At 39.0% G+C, this 22,607-nt stretch carries 23 protein-coding genes; 15 read left to right on the plus strand and 8 right to left on the minus strand.

What is annotated here, in order from left to right; genetic code table 11:
- The first annotated feature begins 46 nt into the window (after window positions 1-46).
- The 5 genes from GSQ84_RS03180 to GSQ84_RS03200 all read left to right on the plus strand — a co-directional run bounded on the left by GSQ84_RS03180 (window position 47) and on the right by GSQ84_RS03200 (window position 3,163).
- On the plus strand, window positions 47-979 hold the full coding sequence (locus GSQ84_RS03180) for a DUF5996 family protein (RefSeq protein ID WP_158795799.1): 933 nt from the start codon (window positions 47-49) through the stop codon (window positions 977-979).
- A gap of 306 nt (window positions 980-1,285) precedes the next feature.
- Window positions 1,286-2,029, plus strand: a complete 744-nt coding sequence (locus GSQ84_RS03185; RefSeq protein WP_158795800.1) for a ParA family protein — start codon at window positions 1,286-1,288, stop codon at window positions 2,027-2,029.
- Window positions 2,030-2,033: 4 nt separating this feature from the next.
- Window positions 2,034-2,285, plus strand: a complete 252-nt coding sequence (locus GSQ84_RS03190; protein ID WP_158795801.1) for a hypothetical protein — start codon at window positions 2,034-2,036, stop codon at window positions 2,283-2,285.
- A 132-nt stretch (window positions 2,286-2,417) separates the two neighbouring features.
- Entirely contained in the window at window positions 2,418-2,876 is a 459-nt protein-coding gene (locus GSQ84_RS03195) for a GNAT family N-acetyltransferase (RefSeq protein ID WP_158795802.1), read from the plus strand.
- Between the two features lie 65 nt (window positions 2,877-2,941).
- Entirely contained in the window at window positions 2,942-3,163 is a 222-nt protein-coding gene (locus GSQ84_RS03200; protein ID WP_158795803.1) for a hypothetical protein, read from the plus strand.
- Window positions 3,164-3,182: 19 nt separating this feature from the next.
- Here the strand turns inward: GSQ84_RS03200 and GSQ84_RS03205 are convergent, their stop codons facing one another.
- Entirely contained in the window at window positions 3,183-4,214 is a 1,032-nt protein-coding gene (locus GSQ84_RS03205) for an Atu2307/SP_0267 family LLM class monooxygenase (RefSeq protein ID WP_158795804.1), read from the minus strand.
- A 272-nt stretch (window positions 4,215-4,486) separates the two neighbouring features.
- On the opposite strand from GSQ84_RS03205, the gene GSQ84_RS03210 reads away from it, so the two are divergent.
- Window positions 4,487-5,710, plus strand: coding sequence for a PQQ-dependent sugar dehydrogenase (locus GSQ84_RS03210; RefSeq protein WP_158795805.1), 1,224 nt, complete (start codon window positions 4,487-4,489; stop codon window positions 5,708-5,710).
- A gap of 72 nt (window positions 5,711-5,782) precedes the next feature.
- Here GSQ84_RS03210 and GSQ84_RS03215 read toward each other — a convergent pair whose 3' ends face one another.
- The 4 genes from GSQ84_RS03215 to GSQ84_RS03230 form a co-directional block, all read right to left on the minus strand.
- The gene (locus GSQ84_RS03215) at window positions 5,783-5,941 is read right to left on the minus strand and encodes a hypothetical protein (RefSeq protein WP_158795806.1); all 159 of its coding nucleotides are present in this window, start codon (window positions 5,939-5,941) and stop codon (window positions 5,783-5,785) included.
- A gap of 41 nt (window positions 5,942-5,982) precedes the next feature.
- On the minus strand, window positions 5,983-6,426 hold the full coding sequence (locus tag GSQ84_RS03220) for a hypothetical protein (protein ID WP_158795807.1): 444 nt from the start codon (window positions 6,424-6,426) through the stop codon (window positions 5,983-5,985).
- Between the two features lie 199 nt (window positions 6,427-6,625).
- Entirely contained in the window at window positions 6,626-8,038 is a 1,413-nt protein-coding gene (locus GSQ84_RS03225; protein ID WP_158795808.1) for an arylsulfatase, read from the minus strand.
- A gap of 175 nt (window positions 8,039-8,213) precedes the next feature.
- On the minus strand, window positions 8,214-9,944 hold the full coding sequence (locus GSQ84_RS03230) for an arylsulfatase (protein WP_216848852.1): 1,731 nt from the start codon (window positions 9,942-9,944) through the stop codon (window positions 8,214-8,216).
- A gap of 315 nt (window positions 9,945-10,259) precedes the next feature.
- On the opposite strand from GSQ84_RS03230, the gene GSQ84_RS03235 reads away from it, so the two are divergent.
- The 8 genes from GSQ84_RS03235 (at window position 10,260) to GSQ84_RS03270 (ending at window position 17,159) form a co-directional block, all read left to right on the plus strand.
- Window positions 10,260-11,063, plus strand: a complete 804-nt coding sequence (locus GSQ84_RS03235; protein ID WP_158795809.1) for an SDR family oxidoreductase — start codon at window positions 10,260-10,262, stop codon at window positions 11,061-11,063.
- A gap of 58 nt (window positions 11,064-11,121) precedes the next feature.
- Complete coding sequence (locus GSQ84_RS03240; RefSeq protein ID WP_158795810.1) at window positions 11,122-12,027, plus strand: AraC family transcriptional regulator; 906 nt, start codon at window positions 11,122-11,124, stop codon at window positions 12,025-12,027.
- Window positions 12,028-12,411: 384 nt separating this feature from the next.
- Window positions 12,412-13,020: a Crp/Fnr family transcriptional regulator gene (locus GSQ84_RS03245; protein ID WP_216848853.1), complete on the plus strand. Its 609-nt coding sequence runs from the start codon at window positions 12,412-12,414 to the stop codon at window positions 13,018-13,020.
- Between the two features lie 60 nt (window positions 13,021-13,080).
- Entirely contained in the window at window positions 13,081-13,455 is a 375-nt protein-coding gene (locus GSQ84_RS03250; protein ID WP_158795811.1) for a DUF4260 domain-containing protein, read from the plus strand.
- 20 nt (window positions 13,456-13,475) lie between these two features.
- A complete protein-coding gene (locus GSQ84_RS03255; RefSeq protein WP_158795812.1) occupies window positions 13,476-14,132 on the plus strand; it encodes a metal-dependent hydrolase in 657 nt (218 codons plus the stop codon).
- 25 nt (window positions 14,133-14,157) lie between these two features.
- A complete protein-coding gene (locus GSQ84_RS03260) occupies window positions 14,158-15,129 on the plus strand; it encodes an alpha/beta fold hydrolase (protein WP_158795813.1) in 972 nt (323 codons plus the stop codon).
- A 125-nt stretch (window positions 15,130-15,254) separates the two neighbouring features.
- The gene (locus tag GSQ84_RS03265) at window positions 15,255-16,151 is read left to right on the plus strand and encodes an SDR family oxidoreductase (RefSeq protein ID WP_158795814.1); all 897 of its coding nucleotides are present in this window, start codon (window positions 15,255-15,257) and stop codon (window positions 16,149-16,151) included.
- A 90-nt stretch (window positions 16,152-16,241) separates the two neighbouring features.
- Window positions 16,242-17,159 carry an AraC family transcriptional regulator gene (locus GSQ84_RS03270; protein WP_158795815.1) on the plus strand — a complete coding sequence of 306 codons (918 nt, stop codon included), beginning with the start codon at window positions 16,242-16,244 and terminating at the stop codon, window positions 17,157-17,159.
- Between the two features lie 93 nt (window positions 17,160-17,252).
- Here the strand turns inward: GSQ84_RS03270 and GSQ84_RS03275 are convergent, their stop codons facing one another.
- Window positions 17,253-18,491 (minus strand): carboxypeptidase-like regulatory domain-containing protein, encoded by a 1,239-nt coding sequence (locus GSQ84_RS03275; RefSeq protein ID WP_158795816.1) that lies wholly within the window; start codon window positions 18,489-18,491, stop codon window positions 17,253-17,255.
- Window positions 18,492-18,834: 343 nt separating this feature from the next.
- Between GSQ84_RS03275 and GSQ84_RS03280 the strand changes: the two genes are divergently transcribed.
- Window positions 18,835-19,848: a glycoside hydrolase family 5 protein gene (locus tag GSQ84_RS03280; protein ID WP_254070768.1), complete on the plus strand. Its 1,014-nt coding sequence runs from the start codon at window positions 18,835-18,837 to the stop codon at window positions 19,846-19,848.
- A 145-nt stretch (window positions 19,849-19,993) separates the two neighbouring features.
- On the opposite strand, the gene GSQ84_RS03285 is transcribed toward GSQ84_RS03280, so the two are convergent.
- Window positions 19,994-21,427, minus strand: coding sequence for a PLP-dependent aminotransferase family protein (locus GSQ84_RS03285; protein WP_158795817.1), 1,434 nt, complete (start codon window positions 21,425-21,427; stop codon window positions 19,994-19,996).
- 94 nt (window positions 21,428-21,521) lie between these two features.
- Complete coding sequence (locus GSQ84_RS03290; protein WP_216848854.1) at window positions 21,522-22,601, minus strand: oxaloacetate decarboxylase; 1,080 nt, start codon at window positions 22,599-22,601, stop codon at window positions 21,522-21,524.
- Window positions 22,602-22,607: the final 6 nt, after the last annotated feature.

Below are 22,607 nucleotides of genomic sequence, written 5' to 3' on the forward strand. Positions count from 1 at the left end.
CTTTCCCAGCTAAAAAATGTAAATTTAATGCCGTTATAATCCTCCTATGAAAAATAATAAATCGCAAGCCTGGCCAGAGCTTATTTTTGATCAATTAAAGGATACAATCACTACTGTACAGCTGTGGACCCAGATTATAGGGAAAATAAGATTAACAAACATGCCCTGGCTAAATCATTCCTGGCATGTTACCCTCTATGTTTCACCACGTGGTTTAACTACCGGAAGCATTCCCTATGAAGATGGTATTTTTCAGATGGACATGGACTTTATACAACATGAGCTGATCATTACAGCCAGTAACGGAAAAAAAGAGAAGATGGGCCTCTACCCTCGTTCTGTAGCTAATTTTTACAACGAGCTATTTCTAAAATTACAAGAAATGAATATTGAAGTGGAGATTCATGCCACTCCAAACGAGGTTGACCCAGCCATTCCATTTCAGGAAGACGAGCTGCATTGCAGTTATGATCCCCAACAGATGAACCTCCTATGGCAGGCACTGGTTCATATAGAAACCGTGTTTACGCGTTTCCGTTCGGGGTTTACCGGCAAATGCAGTCCGGTACATTTCTTTTGGGGAGCGTTTGACCTTGCTGTTACCCGTTTTTCCGGCAGAAAAGCCCCGCTACATCCAGGAGGCGCTCCAAATATCCCCAACAGGGTGATGCAGGAAGCCTATTCTCACGAGGTAAGCAGCTGTGGCTTCTGGCCAGGCAGCGAGCAATCTCCTGCCCCCGTGTTTTATGCGTATTGTTACCCAACGCCAGCTGATTTCCAGGAACAACCCGTTAAGCCAGCACAAGCTTTCTACAGCCAGGAGATGGGTGAATTTATATTGCCTTATGAAGTTGTACAGCAAGCTACAGACCCGGCAGCCACATTGCTTCAATTTTTACGGTCAACTTATACCGCAGCAGCCAAAACAGGAAACTGGGACAAAGACCTGGAATGTAATCTAACCTATCTGGAGAAATAAAAATTCAACCTTTCCTGAACGATCAATTTCCCCTGCTTCTACTTTTAGCAGCCCGATTCCTCTTGCCTTTTTTTTCCTTTAAATTTTGATAGATATCTATATATCTTTTTATTTCAATAACTCAGATAAAATATCCGGTCAGATACAAAGATTGATATATACCTAGATATCTATACATCATTATAAAGCAAAAAAACCTGCATATTGAGCATATAAGGATAGATGTATACAGATATAATTAAATAAAGATATCTTAATTTCAATATATATATGTATCATTGTATCTTTATATATAGACACATTGATATGAAGATTATAGCTGTTATAAACCATAAAGGCGGCACAGGCAAAACCACATCTACATTAAATATTGGTGCAGGATTAGCCCTTAAAAAGAAAAAGACCTTACTCATTGACATTGATCCCCAATCCAACTTAACCGAAGGTTTAGGCCTCAGGGATGTAAAGGTTTCTATCTATGACAGTATAAAAAGTGATATTCCCCTTCCTGTTGAAACTATTTCTGAATACCTGGATATTGTACCCTCCTCTCTGGATTTATTAGGTGCAGAAATTGAACTGGTTTCAAGATTAGGCAGGGAAACTATCCTGAAAAGATTACTGAAAGCTGTTGCAGGACAATACGATTATGTATTAATTGATTGTGCACCGGCTTTAGGAATGCTCACCGTAAATGCACTGGTGGCTGCCGACACAGTAATGATCCCGTTAGAGGCCGAATATTTTGCCTACAGGGGAATTGACCGCTTGGTATCTATCATTTCAGATGTAAGAACACATTATAACGAAAACCTGACTATAGGCGGCGTATTTATCACCAAGATCAACCCGAGAAGGGTGATTACCGAACAGATTACAGGCAGTATCAAAAAATACTTTAGTGATAAACTGTTTGATACTTCCATCAGGATAAACGTGGCACTGGTAGAAGCGCAGTTAAAAGGGATAGATGTATTCGACTATGCTCCTGTATCTAATGGCGCAGTGGATTATGCAAATCTGGTAGATGAAATTTTAGTTAAAATATAAGATCATGGCAAAAAAGAATTTAGGCGATATAGAGGATAACAATAAAAATTTAGGCGGTGTATCTGCACTGTTCAATTCTCCGTCGAAGGAGGTTACTGCAAAAGGACAGGCTCCGCTTCCTGAAGAAGAAACAGTTACCTATCCTTTGAGACTTAAAAAAGGCGCTTTAAAGGCATTGAAAATATTGGGTGCTCAAAAGGGCATTACAGTGAGGGAATTGATTCTTTCTGTGATAGAAAAAGAGTACGACCTCTAATCTTTATTTTTTTATCAAAGTATACCCCACTGGAAGTCATAAGATAAAATCCACCATCATTCACCTTTTCCCATGGAGATAAAAATAAGATCGTGTACGCTTGAGAACATTCCACAAATCATAAAGATAGGAATGGAAACTTTTAAGGATACGTATGCCGATAAACATTCTGCTGAGGATGTTGAAGTCTATTTAACAGAGAATTATAACATAACAACCATTCAGAAGGAAATAGAAAATCCAGACTGCACTTACTTTTTTGCATTTACTGATGAAATCGAACCTGTTGGTTTTATGAAGGTAAATACAAAAAAAGAACCTGCGGAACTGAATGGGAAAACCGGACTGGAAATACAGCGTATTTATATTAAACCCAACCATAAAGGAAAATCAATCGGTAAAATGCTGCTGAACAAAGCCATTCAGTTAACAAAGGATTTAAATTTAGCCTGCGTGTGGTTATGCGTTTGGGAACATAACTTAGCTGCTATACAGTTTTATACTAAATTAGGATTCGTTAAAATCGGCACCACGACTTTTAACTTTGGTAGCACTATCGACACAGATTATTATTTAATGCTTGAAAGTTAATTGTATTTATATTATTTCTCAGTTCGCATCGTTAAGGAATTAGTTTTTACTTCCAAATGAAGTATATGAAAAATAGTATTACTCCTGTACAAAATGAATACGGAGAAAAAATAGTCGATTTAATCTTAAACATCCAGCAAAATGAATTTAATATAGACCTAACGATAGCAGATCAACCAGACCTTTTAGATATTGGCAACATCTATTATCGAAATGGAGGTTGTTTTTGGGGGGCATTTATACCCATTGCCCGGCCTATCATATCCCGCAGCCATTTTTGTAATTGAACATGGCTGCGGGTTAATTTTATAGGATCGCTTTTCTCACCGCAGGTGCAATTTCTTTTCCAAAGATCTCGATAGATTTCATCATGGTTGCGTGTGAAGGATCTCCTACATCCATATGCCCGATAAAACGGGTAATACCGAACAATTCATGCATGTACAAAATCTTATCTGTAACTTCCTTAGCATCACCAATAAACAGCGCCCCGTCTTTTGAACGGCCTCCATTATATTGCATTTTGGTATAGGGAGCCCATCCCCTTGTTGAGCCTATTCTATCCATTTGTGAAGCATAGTTATAATAATACTCATCAGTAATTGCTTTATCATTACTGATAAAACTATGTGAATGTATACCAATCTGCATTTTAGACGCATCATGACCGTTTGCCAGATATGCTTCCTTATAATATTCAATTAAAGGTTGAAACTGTTCGGGCATTCCGCCGATAATAGCAACAATTAGTGGCAAGCCCAATACCGCAGCACGTAAAACAGATGCAGGCGTTCCGCCAACAGCAATCCAGATAGGCAATTGACCATTATTGGTTGCTCTCGGTAAAACAGTCTGGTTGATGAGTGGGGCACGTAGCTGTCCCTTCCAATTCACCACTTCATTGTTATTAATATTCAATAACAGATCGAGTTTCTCTTCAAATAACTGATCATAATCTTTCAGGTTATAACCAAATAGTGGGAAGGACTCAATAAAACTTCCTCGTCCTACCGCTATTTCGGCACGGCCATTAGAAATCAGGTCTATTGTAGAAAAATCCTGATATACTTTTACAGGCTCTGCTGAACTCAGCACTGTAACAGTACTGGTTAACTTTATATTTTTGGTAATGCTGGCTGCTGCAGCGAGAACAATCTCGGGAGATGACACTGCATAATCAGGCCTGTGGTGTTCACCAAGACCAAAAACATCAAGTCCAACCTCATCAGCCAGTTTAATCTGTTCCAGAATTTCCTGCAGTTTTAATTTTGCTGATCTTGGTTTTCCTGTTGCAAGATCAAAAGATAAATCACCAAACATGCCTATACCTAGTTCCATAATTTCAATATTTTTATATGATTCAAAATTAATGATCCACAGACTTGGAAACGTTGATATATGATATTAAATAGTCTCAGATCCAGGGCTCATTTGACTACACACAGAGGCTAAACCTGTAATTAAGCTATTACAACTTGCCAAACAGACATTTACGGTAGGGTATTTGCTGGAATTTATAACATTACGCTGGATTAGCAATATGACCTAATCCTTCAGCTATTTTATTAAAAAAGAATACGTTCTGTCCATTAAAAACAAAAATATTAATTATGATGATGCGATCTATCCATAAAAAAGCTCCGGCCATCTGTTTTGCCTTGTTAGGCTCCCTATTTGCTTATAACAGCAGTTATGCACAAACCTATCCGCCTGTAGAAACCCAGCCTGCAAATACCAAATACAAACCAGCCTTTGCCGGACAAACCCGGATTGCCGGTGTAAAAACAAAAACACCCTACAGCGTTACCGTGTTGAGTAAAACACTGGAGCGCCCCTGGGGAATTACCCGCTTGCCTGACGGCCGTTTTTTAATTACTCAAAAATTAGGCACCATGGTTATTGTAACACCTGAAGGAAAAGTAGTAAAAAAAATAACCAATTTACCGGCAGTAGTGGCCGACGGACAAGGCGGTTTACTGGATGTAAATCTGGATCCGCAATTCGCTACAAACAAAATGATCTTCTGGGATTATTCAGAACAAACTTCCGCAGGTACTTTGCTGGCTATTGCTAAAGGTAAATTATCAGCAGATGAAAGTAAAATAGAGAACATTGAAGTGATCTACCGTGCTACACCGGCCTATAACAAAGGAAGTTTACAGTTTGGTTCCCGTATCGTATTTGATAAAAATGGAAACCTTTTTGTAAGTACAGGTGAACGTTCAGGAGCTGATATCCGTATGCAGGCACAATCGTTAAGTTCATCTATCGGAAAGATCATCCACATCACAAAAACCGGAAAACCTGTACCTAATGGCCCTTTTGCCAAAACACCTAATGCAAGACCTGAAATTTATGCCTATGGTTTGCGTAGCCCTGAAGGCTTAGCGATAAACCCAACCACAGGTGAATTATGGGAATCTGAATTTGGACCAAGAGGAGGAGATGAAATCAATATCATGCGCCCCGGTAAAAATTATGGCTGGCCTGTAGTTACTTATGGAATAGAATACAGTGGTGAAAAGGTTGGCGACGGCATCCAGCAAAAAGAAGGGGTACAGCAACCAATTTATTATTGGGATCCTGTAGTTTCTCCTTCCGGAATTGCTTTTTATAACAGCAATGTGATCCCGGAATGGAAAGGTAACCTGTTTGTAGGTGGGCTCAGTAGTATGCACATCGTGAGACTGGTGATCAAAGACAATAAAGTAGTTGGTGAAGAAAGATTGCTGAAGGATGAAGGAGAACGTTTCCGCGCACTTTCTGTGGGTAAAGATGGTGCCTTATATGCCATAACTGATGGAGGAAGATTTTACAGGATTGCCAAAAAATAACACTATTAATTACCGGCAATAAAATGTAAAAGCCGCCCTTTAGGACGGCTTTTACTATAATAACCAAATCTCTTATTTTTTAATGTCGGGTAAACCAGCCTTACTCATAAATATTTTTGCTTGCTCTACTTTTTTTAGAACATACGGATCATTAGCGTGGCTCTTACTTTTTCCCCCTATTATTCCAGCATGATTGGCTATTTGATTAGCTATTCTTTTTGTTGCAGACATAATAACTCCTTTCTTTTATCCTCTAGTCCAAATATACGATATTACTTTTTCTTAATCAAGAAGGCCTCATAGTTGACATTACATTGAAATTCTCGCCAATTATCTTCCTTATAACCCCAGAGATAGAAATCTTTTTCAATTTCATCCCATAATCCAAATATGCCTATTTGATATAATCTTGTTCTTGATGGAGTACTTCCAGCAGCAAAAATAAAATTATTACCATACTTATTGCTGAAATCATTAATAGTATTTGCTACAGTAGCCAAAACAATATCCCTGTCATCATTATTAGTGTTGATTTTATCATTAATTTCTTTGGTTTCATTATCAAAATCCCCAAAGGCCAGGTTGTAGACAGGAGGATCATCCTGAATTTTTGTATAGATCACAGACTTTTTTATCCTGCCTTTCGGACCTTCGCTATAAAATGAATACTCATAAAAATCCTCAGCAAGATAGTGATGGTAATACTCTTTATTCATCCTAGTAATTGGTTTGTTAATGATATTTGGTTTTCAAATTTACTTAAAAAGCAACAAATAAATACAATAAGATAACAATAATATCTATAAAATAGAAATCAGCGGAATAGATTTAAGATGTCTCATAAAAAATGCCCCAATAAGTGTCCAACTTTTTTGGGGCATTCCGCATTTTAGGAAGTGTTTTTAATTCATATAGCTACGGCGTGTCATTTACAACAATGCCCTTTGTACTTACAGGCCAGTACGGAGAATCTGTCCTTGCTGTACTCAAATAAGTTTGTATTTCTTTAACCACATCCGGGTGCAGACTGGCTACATCATTCTTTTCACCTATATCATCACTCAGGTTATACAACTCCAGTTTGTTTTTGCGAACCACTGCTTTCCATTTTCCATAACGAACGCCTTGTTCAAAACCAAGCTCAAAAAACTCCCAGTATAAAAACCGGTCTTTAGCAGGTTTCTTACCTTTGATAGAAGAATAAATACTAACGCCATCTGTTTTATGATCCAGTTCTTTACCGGCAATTTCCGCAAAAGTGGGCATGATATCTGCAAAATAACCGGGAACGGAAGATGTTTTAGGCAGGTTTTTAAGATATGGGGCCCATACGATAAAAGGCTCCCTGATGCCACCTTCATACATATCTCTTTTATGCCCTTTCAAAGGACCATTTGAATCAAAGAAATCAGAAACAGCCGTTAGCGATTTAGTTGGTTCAGATCGGGGACCATTATCTGAAGCAAAAAATACAATTGTATTTTTTGACAGGCCACTTTTCACCAGGTAATCTTTCACTTTAGCAATATTTTTATCCAGATAATAAATCATAGCTGCATATGTTTTCATGTCTTCAGGCCAGTCTTTATTGGCATAAATAGCCTGATCAGGCACATCCAGTGGTGAATGTGGATTATTAAAATTCAACATCAGGAAAAATGGTTTGCTGCTGTCTTTTTGTGTGGAAAGAAACTCTATCGCTTCATCAGTACACATATTGGCTTCATAATATCCTCTTTTTCCATTTGCATTTTCATTGATGGTAACGAGCTGACCGTTCTCATAACGTTTTTCCGGCCAGTACGTTCTTGCATAAGTTTCAGGATAACTCACCAGCCAGCCTTTAAACTGATCAAATCCATGTTGTAATGGAGTAGCCAACGTATCATATCCATCTACATGCCACTTTCCTACCAATGAAGTAGTGTATCCGGCATCATGCATCAAATTTCCAATGGTATAATCATCAGGTTTGATATTTGTCCGGTTAACTGTCGTTTTACCTTTCTTCCCTGCAACACCACCGGTTAAGGTTGCATTGCCACGAATAGTGGCATGACCGCTATTAAGTCCGGTTAATAAAGAACATCGTGATGGTGAACAAACAGGTGCACCCGCATAAAAATCAGTAAACCTAACCCCTTCTTTAGCCAATTGGTCGATATTTGGCGTAAGGATCAGCTTTTGTCCATAAGCACCTACATCTCCGTAACCCATGTCATCTGCTAAAATAAAAATAACATTTGGCCGCTCAGTCTTTTGCTGAGCAAGAGCAGCTGTTGAATAAATGGCAATACAAGCGAATAGGAGTAATTTTATAAGTTTCATTTTGTCGATTTTATTAGCGCAAATGTAAAAGAATAAAATCTATTAAACACATAGACTAAATTCTAATTCATTCATCGTATACACATATAGCAATAAAATTACACAAACATCAACAGATCACCGCTCATTTAGCTGTTCATCAAGACCGTTAAAAATTTATTTCTTCTGCCAATTGTTATCGTATTTTTCCCCAGGGGGAAGGATAAACCAAACACCTTTGAGCGTAATTTTCCCACATATCGCTTAGTTTTTTGACCATTAAAGGATTTTTAGGTGCCAGATTATTACTTTCAATACGATCTACAGACATATCGTAAAGCTCCCATGCTGAAGACAAGGCATAACTACCATTTTTAAATTCCCCCTCACTAACCAATTTCCATTTGCCCATTCTTACCGCACGGTTCATTTCATGCTCCCAGAAAATAGCCTCCCGTACTATCGGCTGATTGGTAAAACTGGGTACAAGGCTCACTCCTTCAACTGGAATGATTGCATTCTGGTGATATTCCTTTGGATAGGTAGTTTTGACTATAGTCAAAATCGTAGGCATAATATCCATCTCATGCCCTATCTGATTTCTAATTTCGCCAGGCGTTTTTATACCTGCCGGCCAATGCACAATTAAAGGAGTTGATATACCACCCTCATGTACAAAATGCTTAAACTTACGCAATGGCGTATTGGATACATTTGCCCATTCCTGCATATATGAAACGTAGGTATCCGCAGGACCGGCCATAACATCTTTACCCTGCATTACAAGTTTGCCATCGCGGGTAATTGATGGATTATTGGTATAGGTCAAAGAATCGGGAGATAACTTTTTTACACCGTCAGGATTTTTGGCCAAAGGCCTCGTTAAACCATCACCTATCAACTCTGCACAGGCACCATTATCCTGTAGAAAAAAGATAAGCGTATTCTCATAAGTTCCTTCTTCCTTTAATTCTTTAATTAATCTGCCGATGCCCTGATCCATGATTTCTATCATCGCCGCATAGGTTTCCATTCTGCGTAACATGGCTGGTTTACTCGTTTCACTCGCCCAGGGTTTCCCATCAAAGGCAGATAGCTTTTCACTGTTATCAACTAATCCCAGCTTTTTCATTCGCTCCAGCCGTTCAGCCCTTAACACTTCATATCCCTTATCAAATCGCCCTTTATATTTTGCTATAGCTTCTTCGGGGGCCTGCATAGGCCAGTGTGCAGCAGTATAAGCCATGTACATAAAGAATGGCTTTTGTTTGTCTCTTTCCTGCAGATATTTAACCCCATTATCAGATATTGCGTCGGTAAAATAATATGTTGATGGTTTGTAAACACTGTCAGTACCTGTATTGATCAATTTATTGTCCCTGCATAAATATCCAGGGTCGTAATAATTCGCAGCACCAAGTATGGTACCGTAATAATGTTCAAAACCCCGCTGTAACGGCCAGTTTTCTTTAGTGCTGGTTGGTGTAGGTGATAAGTTCAGATGCCATTTTCCTGACATATAGGTAGCATATCCGGCGTCCTTTAAGACTTCAGCGATGGTAACTGCATGATGACTCAAATCGCCACGATAGCCTGGTAAATGATAATCATTCGATGTCATCCATCCCATTCCTGCCTGATGCGGATCTAATCCCGTCATTAGTGAAGCCCTTGAAGGACAACAACGCGCGGTATTGTAAAATTGGGTATAACGTAATCCTTCACGGGCCAGCATATCCAAATTAGGTGTAGATGCTTCTCCGCCATAACAGCCAACATCCGAATATCCCATATCGTCAGCAAGGATCAATATAATATTAGGCCGTCCCGTTTGAGGCTGTTGCTGTATAACTGTGGTCTTACTTTGCCCGGAAGCCATCAGGGCAATTAAACCAGTTAAAAATGTGATCAGTAAAAATTTCTTCATCAACGCTTTTATTTTAAAATTTAATCCAATTTCCCCTTCATTCAAACATTCCTTTCCGGTTAGCAATCCATCACTAATTTCACAAATGTATTATTTAAAGTCTATAAAAATAGTATACTTTAAATTACTATCAAATTTTATATTGATGTATAGGTATCAAGATATCAATAATTGAGAGTTAGTAATTTTTACGCCAGATATAACTAATGCAGGAACAACTCTCCCCCCAATCTGGACACAACAAAGTCCAATCTGGAAACACAGGGTTCATTGACTCGCCCGATCTTCGTCTTGTAAAATTTAAACAGCAGAAAAATGCAAAAATCAATTTTTATAACAGGCGCATCAGCAGGTTTAGGAAAAGCTACCGCAAAATTATTTCAATCTAAAGGCTGGAATGTAATCGCTACGATGCGGAATCCGGAAAAGGAAACAGAACTCAGCCAATTGGAAAACGTTACGCTTTTACCACTTGACGTAACCGATCTGGAACAAATAAAAACCACGGTAGCCAAAGCTATTGTTTTACATCCTATCGATGTAGTGTTTAACAATGCAGGGTATGGATTGATGGGTGCAATGGAAGCGCTAAGTGAGGATCAGATCTTAAGAGAGATCAACACCAATCTATTGGGGGTATTATTTGTTACGCAGGCATTCATTCCACATATGAGAGAGAAAAAAAGCGGTTTATTTATCAGTACCACCTCTATAGGCGGACTTTTTGGATTCCCTTTACACTCTATCTATCACGCCACAAAATTCGCCATAGAGGGCTGGTCGGAAGGAATGTCCTTTGAATTAGGCTTACACAATATCGGTATCAAAACTATTGCACCGGGCGGTATTGCAACTGATTTTATTGGAAGATCGCTCGACAGGAGTTCACATCCTGAGTACCGTGAATTAGAGGATAAATTATTTGCCAATATAGATGGGATGATGCAGGCAGCCTCTACCGCCGAACAAATTGCTGAAATAGTTTATGAAGCCGCTACAGATGGTAAAGATCAGATTCGTTATGTTTCCGGAGAAGACGCAAAAGCGATGTATGCACGACGTTTGGAAATTGGTAATGAAGAATTCAGGAAAGAGATCAGAAAGCAAATGTTAGGCTAGTTGGAATTAGAAGTTTCAGTGAAAAGATTTTATATTGTAATTTGTAAAACCATGTCAAATGAAGATCATCAATTCCATATCTGAAAAACATCGTTTGGTATCCTTGCCGGAGCCATTACATCCACTGGTGAGCGTCATCCGCATTTCGGATATTCGTTTTACAGATAGTTCAATATGGAAACACTTTTCACTGAATTTTTATTGCATATCGCTGAAAAGGAACATTTCAGGACAAACCAAATATGGACAGCAATACTACGACTACAATAAAGGTGTAATGACCTTTGTTGCTCCCAGGCAGATCATGTCACTCGATGCTGAGCAAATGGATATCACCAATGAGGCATCCGGTTATGCACTACTGATCCATCCCGATTTTCTATACAAACATCCTCTTGCAACCACGATCAAAAATTATGGATTCTTTTCCTATGCAGTAAACGAAGCGTTACATCTTTCTGAAAAAGAAGAGCACAATATTGCAGAGATATTTCAGAAGATCGATGAAGAATACCAGCATATAGACCGCCATACACAGGACATCATTCTATCTCAAATTGATCTGTTATTGAATTACAGCAACCGGTTTTACGAAAGACAGTTTATCACCAGAAAAGCCGTAAACCACGATGTGTTAACCCGGATGGAAATACTTTTAAACGACTATTTTGATCTTGAAAAACCTTTAAAAAATGGACCTCCTTCAGTTGAACTACTGGCAAATCAGCTCAACCTGTCACCTCATTATTTAAGCGATCTTTTACGTACGCTTACCGGGCAAAGTGCACAACAACACATTCAGGAAAAACTGATCGAAAAAGCAAAGGAATACCTTGGCTTAACCAAGCTGTCAGTTGCCGAAATTGCTTACCATTTAGGTTTTGAATATCCACAGTCTTTTAACAAACTATTTAAAAAGAAAACTGACATCTCTCCGCTGGAGTTTCGCCAAAACTTTAATTGAGTTAGGTCGCACCAAAACTCATTACTCAACTCAGTGACCGCACTGAGTTTGCAATAACACATAGCCGCAGGTTCTCGTAATGCCTGAAATATACAGGCCACTTTAAGCAACCAACCCTTAAAGAAATGGAAAAAATCCCCCCATATATAACAATGGTGGTATAATCTGGCGACCTAAAGACACTCAAACCCATATCATAAGATATTGAACGACTTCATTTAAATATTGACGAGCAGTCCTTACCTCCTATCCAAAAATTATCAGATAAAGCTCAAAAGGTATTTTTAAAACCATTAAAGGTCAATTAACGGCAGCTTGATTTATAATATTGTCTTTATTTTCATCAGCGATAGCAGGATGGATTTAATTAATTAAATTGCTGCATTGAAATTAATTTCTACATTTAATGAAATCATCAGCATGAATGCACTTGAAAATAGTATCCATCAGTTCTTTGGTATAGAGAAGGTAGAAGACAGCAAGCTTGTTGCCGGTTTGTTTAAAAGGGAGACATTAGCAAAGAACGATTTTTTCTTACAGGCAGATAAAAAATGTGACAAATTCAGCTTTTTAGAGAGCGGAATTATACGACAATTTGTGGAATTACCTAAAAAGGAAGTCACACAATGGATAGGAACACCAGGATATTTTATTACCGATCTTTCGGCATTTTTATACAACACAAAAACCCGGTGGAATATTCAGGCACTTACAGATTGCAATCTTTATACGATAAATTACGAAGAATATGTGATGCTGAATAAGATGATCCCGAAATGGATTGAATTAGAAAAGCTATTTATCTCCAAGTGTTTTATCACCTTGGAGAACAGGATATTGAACCTGCTCTCCCTATCATCAGAAGAGCGTTACAACTATTTATTTGACGAACAGCGTGATTTGTTTAACCAGGTACCGTTGCAATATCTCGCATCTATGATTGGGATGACCCCGGAAACCTTCAGCAGGATCAGAGGAAAAAAAACTTCTTGATTTTTATCAAGCTTAAGCTCCTTTATAACAATGATATTTGATTCAACAATAAATAACGCTATGAAAACGATCATCAAATTAGAGGAAGCCGCCCTAACTGCCATTTCGATTTACTTTTTAACTAAATATAGTTTAGGGTTACCTGTATGGATTTGGGTGCTGCTATTTTTTAGTCCGGACCTCTCCATGCTGGGCTACCTTGCGGGTAATCGTATCGGTGCATTTACCTACAACTTAGTTCATCACCGTGCTATTGCGCTATTGATAGTAGCAGTTGGATTGCTGACGGCAGGAAATATAACAATCGCCATCGGCATTCTTCTTTTTGCACATTCTTCCTTTGACAGGATGTTTGGTTATGGCTTAAAGCATGACGACGATTTTAAACACACCCATTTAGGATGGATGGGAAATGAAAAATTAGCTATTAAATAACTATTTAAAAACTAAAAACTATGTTTATCGGACACTTCGGATTATCCTTCGCCGCTAAAAAGGCTGCCCCTAAGGTTTCATTAGGGATCCTTTTTATAGCTACACAATTTGTTGACCTCCTTTGGCCGTTTCTGCTGCTTTTCCATGTTGAAAAAGTAGCCGTTGTACCTGGTTATACGAAGACCAATGCTTTTGAATTTCTCTATTTTCCTTATACGCATAGCTTGCTCATGGGTTTTGTATGGGGCATAGTGGTAGGTGGCATATACTGGCTATTTAAACGGGATACGCGGGGTACTATCGTGATTGGTCTTTGTGTTTTAAGCCATTGGTTTTTTGACTTAATCGTACACACAGCCGATCTGCCATTAACACCCTTTAGCGATTATAAAGTGGGATTTGGACTTTGGAATTATGTGGCCGTCACACTCATTATAGAATTTACCTTATTCTTAGCAGGCGCATTCGTTTATGCAACTTTTACCAAAGCCAAAAATAAGATTGGAAAGTGGGTGCTCTGGATATTGGTCATATTGCTTTTGGCTGTTCAGCTCGGTAATACCTTTGGCCCGGCCCCCACTGATTCGATAATGGCCCTATTTGTTTCTTTTATTACCTTGATGGTCATCATTCTTGCCCTTGCCTATTGGGTAGATAAAAACCGGGAGTTAGCTTAGAAAAATCGAAACCGGTCAATTTAATATGATGATAAAAATATTATATCAGCTCGTTTTTTGTTCACTGGTTATCCTGATCAGCAGCCAATGCCTGGCTCAAACAAAAATAGATACAACTGAAGTTCTCCGTATTGGCGGGATTAAACAGGTAGTTAAAATAGAAAGTAAAGACCGTTCAAAACCATTATTCCTGTTTATAACCGGCGGCCCCGGATCTGAAGGTATATACGATGAAAACAAAGCTTATCTTGATGAATTAAAAAAGCACTTTCTAGTTGTGGCCTGGGATCAAAGAAACTGCGGGCAAACGCTAAAACTTAATCCATCACCGGTCAAACTAACGGTTAAATTATATGAAAACGATACCCAGGAGTTAGTTAGGGCGCTACTGAAACAATTTCATCAAAAAAAACTGTTTATAATGGGCTGGTCATGGGGAACAGTATTAGGATTTTACATGGCCAGTAAACACCCCGATCAGCTGTATGCTTACATGGCAATAAGCCCTGCGGTTGATCAATGGTTAAGCGAGCGAATTTCGTTAAATGAATTAAAGCAAAAAGCTGTACAAGAAAGAAATGCACGGGCAATTAGCGAACTCGCAAAAGTTAAAATCCCATTTGAAAATGGTGTACAGAACTATTACGATCGAAAATGGTTGTCAATTTTTAATGGGGAGGCTATTGAAGATACCACAGCGTTTAAAAAATATTTTACCGAAAATTCGGAAATGATGGCCCTTTTTAAGGAAGCAAATTATATCAATCTCACAGTTTCCCTTCCAAAAATTAATTGTCCGGTTTATTTCTTCGTGGGCCGAAAAGATCATCAAACTAATTATTCAATATCCGAAAAATATTACAATCAATTGGCAGCACCAAAAAAAGACCTCTTTTGGTTTGAAAAGTCTGGTCACTTAATTCCGGTTACAGAACCGGAATTAATGCAGGAAGTTGTAATCACTAAAATATTGCCACAGGTAACGCTAATGAAGTAAAAAAACTCGTTTATTCAAGCTCCTTTTTCAGTTTATTCGGTTTTGGCTACAGCATTCAAGGATTAGGCTACAATTGTTTATTTTAAGCATAGGATATTTGCTGGATCAAACTTTAAAAAAATTATATGCGTATTTTTCTCACAGGCGCTACGGGCTTTATTGGCTCTGCCATCGTTCAGGAATTAATTAATGCGGGCCATGAAGTACTTGGGCTAACGCGCTCAGAAAGTGGCGAAAAGTCGCTTATCGCAGCCGGTGCTCAGGCCCATTGGGGTGATCTTAACAATTTAGACAGCCTGAAAAGCGGAGCTGCTGCCTCAGATGGTGTGATCCATACTGCTTTTAACCATGATTTTTCTAAGTTCAAAGAAAATTCTGATACCGACGGACGTGTAATTGAAACACTTGGCGAGGCGCTCGCTGGCTCTAACCGCCCTTTGATCATCACTTCTGGCATAGGTTTATTACCTAAAGGCAGGCTGGTAAACGAACAGGATATGCCCGTTGCTGGACCTAATCCCCGCATAGCATCAGAAATAGCAGCAGATGCAGTGGCAGAACGCGGCGTGCGTGTTTCAGTAGTTCGCCTGCCTCCATCTGTTCATGGTGACGGAGACCATGCCTTTGTGCCCATGCTCATCAGGATCGCCCGCGAAAAAGGTATCTCTGTATATGAGGGTGAAGGATTGAATCGCTGGCCTGCTGTACACCGGCTTGATGCAGCAAAGCTTTTCAGGCTTGCATTGGAAAAGTCGGCTCCGGGAGGCACACGCTATCACGGCGTGGGAGATGAAGGAGTTCTGTTCCGCGATATAGCTGAAATCATCGGACACCGACTTCATATTCCAGTAGTATCTCAATCAAAAGAGGAAGCAGCAACGCATTTTGGTTCATTTGCACACTTCGCAGCAATGGATATATTTGCTTCAGGCAAAATAACAGGGGAAAAATTAGGATGGTATCCTGCACAGCCCGGACTTCTTGAAGACCTTGAAAATGGCAGTTATTTTTCGGCTTTATAGTTCATTTAAGATGAAGTGGAAAAATTATAAGATGAAGTATCATGTTAACCTTATCCAGACTTTGGTTTATAATATTGAATATATTTGAACATGGCAGACAAACAAATTCATAGAATTAAAACCATAACTGAATATCATCGGCTTAGAGGTCTACCTAAACCAGAACATCCTTTGATCAGCCTGGTGAACTACGAGGACATCAGGCAATCGCCGGAGAACAATAATATCAGCTGGATATGTGATTTCTATTCCATTGCAATGAAAAGGAATCTGAATGCCAAATTCAAGTATGGACAACAGGACTATGATTTTGATGAGGGCACGATGTTTTTCATTGCACCTGGTCAGGTTTTTAAGATCGAGATTAATCCCGATATAGCGCACAAAAAATCCGGATGGATATTACTCATTCATCCGGATTTTTTATGGGATATGTCTTTAGCAAAAACGATAAAAGGATATGACTATTTCGGTTATTCGGTTCGCGAAGCCCTTTTCCTCTCGAATAAGGAAGAATTGATTATTTCCGGTATCATGCAAAACATTCAGCAGGAGTACCATGTAAATATTGATAAATTCAGCCAGCAGATTATTGTTTCCCAAATCGAGGTGTTGCTGAATTATGGCGAAAGGTTTTACCATCGCCAATTTCTCACCCGCAAAATGGTCAATCACCAGATCCTTGACCAGCTGGAAGCAATCCTGGAGAGCCATTTTAATGGCCATCCAATCAACAAGGGATTACCATCTGTTCATGCTATTGCAGAACAGCTTAACCTTTCTCCCGATTACTTAAGTACTTTATTAAAAGTAACTACGGGGCAGAATACCCAGCAGCACATCCACGAAAAACTAATCGAAAAAGCAAAGGAAAAGTTGTCTGCAACAAACCTGTCTATAAGTGAGATAGCTTATGAATTGGGCTTTGAGCATTCACAGTCGTTCAGCAAATTGTTTAAGACCAAAACTAACCTGTCACCCATGGAATTCAGACAGTCTTTTAATTAACTGGTTTACCTGTCAATGATAGAAAACAGGATGAACAAAAATTTATAAACCCTTCCTGCAATTGTAGGTAAGTGCCCCTGGAAATGGATAAAATTAATGGGTATTGATCTTTTCAGCAATTTCTTTAAGTGAGCTGGTCGGTTTGATAAGATTAAACCCATCCCAATAATCATCCTTATAGTTTTCTACTACCTTCTTAAATACATAATCGTCAGGCATGACCAGCTCTTTGCTGTAGTTATTCCTGGGATGTTCATTTACTTTAGATATGAATAATTCCGCACTTATATGCAGGTTACCATCGATATGTTGTTTTTTTGCCTTTACATGATGTGTGGTTTCGATCTTATAAAAATAAGGATACCATTTACCATTTAATTTAACATATTTTTCACTGAGTTCTTCATTGACTTTTTCAAGGCTATAACCCAATAATTTCATCATAGGTCGCTGAAGAAAGGGCACATCAGGTTCAGTGTAAGGCACGCCTTTGGGACTCAATGCAAAATCAACTGATACGATTGCATAACTACTCTTGATAATCACCACCGTTCCTTTGTATAACGCCTTTCTTACTCCATCCTTCTGATCAAATTTTATGACATACGCATCTTCTCCGTTGACACTCGTAGAACCAACTATATCATATTTATATTTTGAAAGATAATCTTCCCCGAAGATAGCCCCGGGATGTTTAACAATATCGTTGTCCAAAACAATATAAGCGACACCTTTTACAGCAGCATGAAATGGATTATTTACCTCCCTGTCACCTACTTTCTTCAAGCTTCTTTCCTTATTGATCACTACCAGGTCCTTTTCTTTTTTACTGTTATATCCCTGGTTCAGGATATTTAGCGAGGCTTCCGCAAATGAAAGATAATTCGAATCGATCCTCCCTGTTTCCCTGTAAAAACCTACCATTTCAAAGGCACCTGTAACATAATTTTGAGGAACATTTTTCATCGCACGCCTGATAATAGATTCCGCACTAACCGGCCTGATTACGATTTCATTCAGGCTGATTATAGCTGTTGAAAGTCTAATCCTTAATCCGGTATGTAAATTTGATAAGGGGATTTTAATATTTTTATAACCTATACAGGACACACTTAGCGAATCCTTCAACTGCATACCTGAAAATTCTACGATAAAACTTCCTTCGCTATTGGTAACGGTACCTGCCCCTGCGCCGATCCTAACACTTACATAAGGTAAAGTAATATTGTTTTCGTCTACCACCACACCCTCTATTTTGGTTATGTTTTGGGCGCAAACAGTATTAAAAATGATCACTACACTTATAAATACTATAAAGGCAATTTTCCCCATTTCTGTATCATTTTCTAATAAATAGATTATCTCTCCTTAATGTTGAAGAACAGCAATTTATTTATTAGGTATCGGTTTACGATTATTTTAACATAATTAGCGGTGTTTTTAACATTATCCGTAATAGGATGAAGATGTTTAGGTGAAAATCGGTTATATTAATAGATCCTCCATCTCTCCTATATAAGTTAAACACTGTTGTTTATCTACCGATTTGTTAAAATAGCGCTTTTGCAAAAACACTATTTTGCCAACATTACGTTAAAATAATATTAGGTTTAAGCCCTCATCTAAAGTTAATTTTGGTTTTAGTTACTTATCAAGTGATAAATACGAGCCAAATATGCCATCCTATATGATGATCTCCAGAAAGATAATTTTAAAAAAAATAGCAATCTTTTCTTTACTCTGTTTTGCCTGCGCTTCTGCTTTTGCTCAAAATGGTAATCCGGTTAGCCTTCATGGCGCACTAAGCGTAGAAAATGGTAAGATACTTGACCAGCATCATATAGAGCCTCAGCTACGCGGGATAAGTTTGTCCTGGAGCGTATGGGCCGGCAGGAAGTATTACAATAACGACGTAGTAAAATGGCTTAAATCTGATTTTAACATCAGCTTGTTAAGGATTTCTATGGCAGTAGAACCTGACAGTGGTTATTTAAAAGATCAAGCCGGGCAGGAACAACTCATCACTAAAACTATTGATGCTGCAATTAAGCAGAATTTATATGTACTGATAGATTGGCATGATCACCACGCCAGTAAAAATGTGGAAGCATCCAAATTATTCTTTATTAAAATGGCTAAAAAATATGCGGGCAAGCCCAATGTGATCTATGAAATCTGGAACGAACCGGAACGTGTAAGCTGGCCGTTGATAAAAGATTACGCAGTACAAGTAATTACGGAAATCCGTAAGTACGATGCAAATAACCTGATCGTTGTTGGAAGTCCGGCCTGGGATCAGGATGTAGATATTACCGCGAAAGATCCGATTTCTGGTTTTAAAAACATTGCTTATTCTTTCCATTTTTACGCATCAGATCCCAGTCACCAGGAAAAGTTAATGGCTAAAGCAGATGCAGCAATACAAATGGGCTTACCTTTATTCGTAACCGAATGGGGAGTTGGCGAGTCTGACGGGAATGGGGTTTTTGACCGGACTAAAACAGCAACCTGGCTAAACTGGCTGGAGAAAAATAAATTAAGCTGGGCAAACTGGAACATCACAGATAAAGACGAAACAACTGCGATATTAAAACCGGGTGCAAGTGTAAAAGGAAAATGGCCGGTACAAATGCTTACACCTGCAGGTGATTACATCCGTAGCCAACTCAATGAACTCAACAGAAAATAAGAAGTTTTTTTAATAGATAGACAGCGCTCCATCTTTACGAAAGCTTTTTACAACTGCTTATTGAAATAATCATCGTATCCTAAACATACATTAAGGAAATATCCCGCCATTTTTTAACACATTATAAATTAGATAAAACAAGTACTTATGCAGCGGAACTTTCAGAAAATGCGCTGAGTAGATCTCCTAATTTAACCAACGCCTTTTGTACTTTGTTTTCCCAGAGGTTGCAATAACTTATACGGATATAATGCTGGTAATCCCCTTTGGATGAAAATAACTCTCCCGGTGCATATGATACTTCATGCTGAAAGGCTTTTTCCTGGAAGTCAGCGGCATTAATGTTCTCCGGTAGCTCCACCCAGATCACGAGTCCTCCTTTAGGCCTTGTTACTTTTGTGCCTTTTGGAAAGTGCTGCTCAATCAGGCTGGTCGTTCGAATCAGGTTCTTGTTTAGTTCTAATCTTAATTTTTGTAAATGTCTTTCATAAGAGCCCGAACTAAGTAATTGCAGCACAACCCGCTGACTGAAATTGGAGGTCGATCCATTATGCATTGATTTGATTCTGGCCACGTCGTAGGTAAACCGCCCTGCTGCACACCAGCCAATACGAAACCCGGGAACAAGTGTTTTAGTAAAAGAACTGCAATACATTACCCATCCATCGGTGTCGTAGGCCTTGATTGTATCCGGCCGGCTACCTTTAAAAAATAACTCGCCATAAATATCATCTTCAACCAAAGGAATTTGATGGGAGTTAGCAAATTCGGCAAGTTGTTTTTTTCCTTCAGTACTGATACTTGCCCCGTCCGGATTATTAAAATTACTAACCAGCACGCAGGCTTTAATCGCCAGCTTTTCACAGGCTTCTTTAACATCATCAACCGATATCCCGGTTTCAGGGTGCGAAGGTATAGTAGCAATTTTCAGGTCCAAAGCTTCCAGTACCTGCATAATACCATAATAACAGGGGTCTTGCACCAGCACCGTGTCACCTGGTTTCGTGACTGCCTTTAGGCAACATAAGATAGCTTCAGTTGCTCCGTTAGTAATGATCAGTTCATCAGCATGGGTTGAACCTTTCCAAAGGAATGACCTTTTGGCGATCTCTTCGCGCAACTCCTGGTTACCAATGCGGCTCTCCAGTTTTAGATAATTGCCGCTGCTATCTCTTGAAGTTTGCTGTATAGCACGCTTTATGCTATTGAAAGGTAACAGCCTGTTATCAGGGAGGGCATTAGCAAAGGTCACAAAGTTTCTGCTGGTACCGTTAATGCGCAACTTTTGCAGCAACTGATCAATATGTACGCTTCTCTCGGATAAAGAGGCTGGCAAAGCCTTGGGAAGCGGTAGTCTTTTACCCAGGCTATGGTTAACAAAATACCCGGACTTTTCCCTGGAAATAACCAAACCCTTATCCAACAAATAATTGAAAGACTGTAATACAGTACCGATGCTTAAGCCATTTTCTTTATGTAAATTTCTTATTGACGGTAATTTTTCTTCAGCTTTATAAATTCCGCTATCAATCATAGCTGCAATCTTGTTCGCAAACGTAATATAAACAGGTTCTTTCATCAAACAAAGGTAATCTGTTACAGATAAATAAACAAAATTAAAATCTGTTAACTGATCTTTTCAAATACCAACGGATGGTTTATAAATCTACGAATCACTTATTAAAAAGTTCGTTAAGGGTATGAGAAGATATGGCATTGTTACCAAATTGAAATGTACCTTTTTGGAACACCTCATCTGCGGCATTAAAAAAAGCTCCATAGGCTGCACGAAAAAATGCTCCGCCAACACTTACCCGCTTTACGCCAATATCTTCCAGCATATTTAGAGAAAAGTTAGTGTTTGGAATGCCCATCACCACATTCACCGGATGAGGTGCTACAGCTTTGACCACGGCTTCAATATCTTCCGGTGTTCTTAGCCCGGGGGCAAACAATACGTCAGCTCCTGCATCCGCAAAAGCTACCAATCTACGTATCGTATCATTTAAATCAATTCTGCCATGTATTAAATTCTCGGCACGTGCAGTAAGGGTAAAATGGTATGGCAAACTTCGGGCTGCGGCTATTGCAGCTTTAACGCGCTCTAACGCATAGTCAAATGGGTAAATCGGGTCAGCGGGATTACCTGTGGCATCTTCTATTGAACCGCCAGCCAGCCCAATATTTCCGGCCATAAGAATAGTTTCCGCGCAAATATCCGGCTGGTCACCAAAACAACGCTCCAGATCAGCCGATACAGGTAAATTGGTGGCATCAGCGATGTTTTTTGCATTCAATAATGTTTGCTCGCGCGATATCAGTGACTGGCCATCTACCTTACCCATAGAAAAAGCTAATCCTGCGCTTGTTGTAGCCAATGCCTCAAATCCGAAGCTGGTTAACGCCTTTGCCGAACCCGCATCCCAGGCGTTTGCCACCACAAATATTCCGCTGCGCTCATGTAAACTTTTAAAAATCCCGGCTTTTTGATAAATCGTATCTGTACTTGCCGGGTCTATGTGGCAATTCAACTCCAATTTACGCTTATGGGGTTCAGTGATATAATACTTATTAAGGATATTAACCTTTTTTACCATCAATAATCGCATATCTGATACGATATAGGTAGCAAGTTCCGCGTCACCTATATTTTCTGCTGTTATGTCGAGTCTAAAGCCTTGACCCTGAATGCCACCGCCGTTTGTAAATTCGACATCAAAATCAAATACTACTCTTTTTTCTTTTACCATCATCTAAAA

The sequence above is a fragment of the Pedobacter sp. L105 genome, assembly GCF_009765875.1.
GTDB lineage: Bacteria > Bacteroidota > Bacteroidia > Sphingobacteriales > Sphingobacteriaceae > Pedobacter.